Below are 4,428 nucleotides of genomic sequence, written 5' to 3'. Positions count from 1 at the left end.
GATTTCAGCTCTCCCGCCAAAGGGCTTCTGGTCAGAGCAAGCCTTGGGCAGCAACAGACAGCGGCTCTGGACGAGCGAAGTCTCAGTGATTCAAGAGTGATTCAATCCATCTAACCAACTCGGCAAAGTGGAAGCGGCTGCTGTTCGCTACCGCATCAGAATAACGATGGAGATACCACATTCATTAGAATAGCGATGGAAAGTTGCGGGTAGTTTGCTTTCCCGCGCCACCCTGCCTCGGTTTATCTATGGATCCCAGACCGGAGAGCGCTAGTGCAGCTCCTGCGCCTGAGAAGGCGAAACTCGTCTCTGGCAGAAGTCAAGACGGCAGTCTGCAAGCCCGTGTACTGATTGTGGATGATAGCTACATGGTGGCAGAGATGCTGTCCAACTTTTTGGGCAAGCAGGGCTGCAGTATTTCTTATGCTTTGGATGGCCTCTCCGCGCTGGAGCAAATTCGCCGCCAACCCCCAGATCTGATCATTGCCGATTGGGTCATGCCCTCCCTGAACGGCCTAGACCTGTGCCGTCAACTGCGGCAACTGCCGGAATATGCTTGGGTGTACTACATCATCATGACTGCCCGCGAGGGCAACGATAGCATGGAGCGGGCTTTGGAGGCAGGCGCCGATGAGTTTCTTTCCAAACCCTTTCAGGCTGCAGAGCTGCTGACGCGGGTGCGGGCAGGGCTGCGCATTGTAGAAAGTCGCCGCCAGCAATATCTGCTCAAAACCGGGCAAAAATCTCCTCCCTCTCCCCCCAAGTCGATTGGTTTGGAGGTGGGTAACCGTCAGGATTTGGTGGCTCGTTTGCCGCTGCGGGTGGCCCAGGCCCGTGCCCAATCGGAACCCCTCAGCTTGTTTGTGCTGCGCTTGGCCAACCTCGGTTCTCTGGCACAAGGGCTGGATGCTGACGGTCGGGCTGATCTGCTCAAACTGTTTAGGGAGCGTTTGGCCAATAACCTGCGCGATGGAGACGACCTGTTTTGCTACGACGAGGGGCAGTTTATCATTCTGCTGCCGGGGAGCACCTTGGCTGCTGCGCAAATTGCTGCCGAACGCTGCTGCCAGCGAATGATTCAGGATCCCTTTGTGGTGAATGGGCGGGCGCTGCCGGTGCAGCTCCAGTTTGGAGCGGCCAGCCTCATGGACAGCGATGATCCCAAGGGGGTGGCTCTGTTGCGTCGGGCTGCCCAGGCTATGCGAGATAGCAGGAATGTGCACAGCTCGGTGGTGACTGCTCCCCATCCCATCCCAGTTTCCGACCGCGTCAGCGGAACGGAGTCCTCAGAGCTGCTGAAACGCCTGCAGCGTCTGGAAAAAGAAAACGCCGAACTGCGCCGAGAGCTGGAGACTCGCCTCAGGCAGATTGAGGATCTCCGCCAACACCATCAAGAGCTGAGTCGAAAGATGCAGGCTCCTGCACCGGAGTCAACCACAGCGGGATCCCTGGCCCGCAGACCCTTGCGCTTGCGGCGGCGAAAACTCCGGCAGCTTTGTCTGAAGCGTCAACTGAGCCGTAGAAGACCGCGCCTGGCCTTGGGGCGGCTGAGCAGGTAGTGATGGGCTGAGCGAACGGGAGAGACGGAAGGGAGGTGCAAAAGGCTATGATGGGCATTCTTCAGGGTCAAGTGGCCGGATCTGGGATCTGGAGACCGGCAGGAAGATGGTTCCTAAACAACATTGAGCTCATCTTGACGGCGGTAGGAATAGGGGTGATTCTGCTAAGTGGTTTTGTGGCCAGCCGCAGCGCTTTTTCGCTAGAAACGGCAACGGCGGTCAGCGCCACTTTGGTAGGGGTCGTCCACGGGATCCTCTTTTGGCTGTTGCGACGGCGACAAAGATGGGTAAGGCAGGAGGCAATCGGGCAAATTCGGGAAATGCTGGAAGATTTGGGCAAAAACCGCCTGCAAACCATCAAGATGAGCTTGTACATGGTGCAGATCCATCAACCGGAGCAGGAAGAGCGAACCCGAAAAAGCTTTGACCGCGTTTACCAGATCCTGGCGGAGATGAGCACCTTGATCGACCACATTTCGGAAGAATCGTTGGCCGGCTGGCGCCATCGCTACCGCCAGACTCTGCAGCGGGTTGAGTCGGAGTCTCAGTAGTTTTTAAATCGTCTTTAAATCTTGAGTGGCTTAAGGGATCCCCTGAGGAGTTGGCTGAGCCGGTGGACGGTCGGATTTCGGGAAGCACCCAATTGCTCGGTCTAATCGGGGATCCGGTGGCCCACAGCTTATCCCCAGCCATGCACAACGCTGCTTTGGCGGCTATGGGGGAAAACTACTGCTATGTGCCGTTTCCGGTGGCTCCAAAACACTTGGCGGCGGCGGTGGCAGGGCTGGCGGCCATTGGGGTGCGGGGGTTTAATGTGACGATTCCTCACAAACAGGCCATTCTCCCTTTGCTCGATCAGATTGAATCGCGGGCAGCAGCGGTGGGGGCGGTGAATACGGTTTACCCCTTGCCAGAGGGCGGGTGGGCGGGCACCAATACCGATATCGATGGCTTTGTGCAGCCTTTGCTGGGTCTGGAAAAAGGGATCCCTACTCTCATTCTGGGATCCGGGGGGGCAGCGCGGGCGGCCATCCAAGGCTGTTTGGAGTTGGGGCTGGGGCCGGTGCGGGTGGCGGGGCGATCCCCCAACCCATTGCTGGCCTTGCGACAGACTTGGCCGCAGGTGGAGACGGTGAACTGGGCGGAGTTGGATTGCTATCTACCTCAGACGCGGCTTTTGGTCAACACCACCCCCGTGGGCATGCACAAGCCGGGATCCCCCGCCGGTCAAGGGCTCTCTCCCCTGAGCCGAGAGCAACTGGGCCTGCTGTCTCCAGGTGCCATCGTCTACGACCTGATCTATGTGCCGGATCCCACTCCTCTGCTGCGGATGGCCGCCGAGTTGGGACATACCCCCATCAGTGGACTAGAGATGCTGGTTCACCAGGGGGCCAAGGCCCTGTCGCTTTGGCTGGGAGGCAAGCCTGTGCCAGTAGAGGTGATGCGGCAGGCAGCTCAACACCAGTTGGCCCAGGTTTAGGGTCACTCCAGGCCAGTTGGAAGCCCTCTCTCAAGGTGTAATGAGATAACAACAACTACCGGGCTAGCAATCCAAGGTTGTTTCCCGCTCCCAGGGCGTGATCTGACGGTTGTATTCCTGCCATTGTTGGCGTTTGAGCTTGAGGTAGGCATTCACAAAGGGATCCCCAAGCCTGCTGCGGAACAGGGTGTTTTGGTCTAAGTGGTTGAGGGCTTCGACCAAAGAGCCGGGCAACGTTGGGGCATTGGGGAGGGGATCGGTGTAGGCGTTGTTGTCACAGCGGGGGCCAGGATCCCGTTGGTGTTGGATCCCGTCTAGACCGGCGGCAATGAGACCGGCAGCCAAAAGGTAGGGATTGGCAGCAGCATCGGCCAAACGCAGTTCAAACCGCCCGGCATCCGGGATCCGAATGGCGTGGGTGCGATTATTGCCGCTGTAGCTGATTGTGTTGGGAGACCAGGTGGCCCCAGAGAGCGTGACGGGGGCATTGAGGCGGCGATAAGAATTGACCGTCGGGTTGGTGAGGGCACACAAAGCAGGTGCATGGTGTAGCACCCCGCCGATGAAGTGATAGGCCAGTTGAGAAAGCCCCAATTCCCCTTGAGGATCGGCAAACAGGTTTTGTTCGCCCTGCCAAAGAGAAATATGGGTGTGGCAGCCGTTGCCTGTCAGATGAGCAAAGGGTTTGGGCATAAAGGTGGCCCGGTAGCCATGCTTTTCGGCAATGCTTTTCACCATGTATTTGAAAAAGGCGTGGCGATCAGCCGTAACTAGGGCATCGTCAAACCGCCAGTTCATTTCAAATTGGCCGTTGGCATCTTCGTGATCGTTTTGATAGGGATCCCAGCCCAGCTTCTGCATGCCATCGCAGATGTCCCGGATCACCGAAAAACGCCGCATCAAACTTTGCTGGTCATAGCAGGGCTTGGCCTGCTGGTCGCGCTCATCGGAAATGGCCCACTCTTCTGGCGACAGAAGCATGAACTCGCATTCGATCCCCGTCTTGACTTGAAAGCCCATGGCTTCTGCTTGGGACAACACCTTCTTCAATACCCAGCGGGGGGTTTGTGGCAAGGGATCCCCGTTGACCTGGACTAGATCGGCAGGCATCCAGGCCACTTCCGGCTGCCAGGGCAGTTGAAACAAGCGCTCGCGCTCCGGCTGGGCAAACACATCGGGGTCTGCAGGCGTCAAGTCCAACCAGGCGGCAAACCCGGCAAATCCAGCCTGACCCTCTGCCATGAAGTCGATAACTGAGGCAGGCACCAGCTTGGCCCGTTGGATCCCAAGCAGGTCGGTAAAAGAGAGCAGAAAGTAGTTGATCCCTTGGGCGCGGGCAATTTCAGCTAGAAATCGCAGGAGCCCCGCACTGTACCCGTAGGGTCAGTG

At 58.0% G+C, this 4,428-nt stretch carries 4 protein-coding genes; 3 read left to right on the top strand and 1 reads right to left on the bottom strand.

From position 1 onward, the window contains the following. The first annotated feature begins 248 nt into the window (after nucleotides 1-248). From NW829_RS11065 to NW829_RS11055, 3 genes are all read left to right on the top strand, one after another. A complete protein-coding gene (locus NW829_RS11065) occupies nucleotides 249-1,559 on the top strand; it encodes a response regulator (protein ID WP_414331135.1) in 1,311 nt (436 codons plus the stop codon). Nucleotides 1,560-1,606: 47 nt separating this feature from the next. Then, entirely contained in the window at nucleotides 1,607-2,110 is a 504-nt protein-coding gene (locus NW829_RS11060) for a hypothetical protein (RefSeq protein ID WP_414331133.1), read from the top strand. A 62-nt stretch (nucleotides 2,111-2,172) separates the two neighbouring features. Then, nucleotides 2,173-3,039, top strand: a complete 867-nt coding sequence (locus NW829_RS11055) for a shikimate dehydrogenase (protein ID WP_414417089.1) — start codon at nucleotides 2,173-2,175, stop codon at nucleotides 3,037-3,039. Between the two features lie 63 nt (nucleotides 3,040-3,102). On the opposite strand, the gene glnT is transcribed toward NW829_RS11055, so the two are convergent. Next, on the bottom strand, nucleotides 3,103-4,398 hold the full coding sequence (gene glnT / locus NW829_RS11050; protein ID WP_414417088.1) for a type III glutamate--ammonia ligase: 1,296 nt from the start codon (nucleotides 4,396-4,398) through the stop codon (nucleotides 3,103-3,105). Between the last annotated feature and the right edge of the window lie 30 nt (nucleotides 4,399-4,428).

Origin of the sequence: Synechococcus sp. R55.8, assembly GCF_047461895.1 — a bacterium.
In the GTDB taxonomy this organism is placed as follows: domain Bacteria; phylum Cyanobacteriota; class Cyanobacteriia; order Thermostichales; family Thermostichaceae; genus Thermostichus.
The sequence above is the reverse complement of the archived record's forward strand: the minus strand, read 5'-3'. Positions and strand labels throughout refer to the sequence as shown.

Coding starts and splice junctions, on each gene's coding strand:
- NW829_RS11065 (WP_414331135.1), top strand. CDS start 249: ATGGATCCCAGACCGGAGAGCGCTAGTGCAGCTCCTGCGCCTGAGAAG.
- NW829_RS11060 (WP_414331133.1), top strand. CDS start 1,607: ATGATGGGCATTCTTCAGGGTCAAGTGGCCGGATCTGGGATCTGGAGA.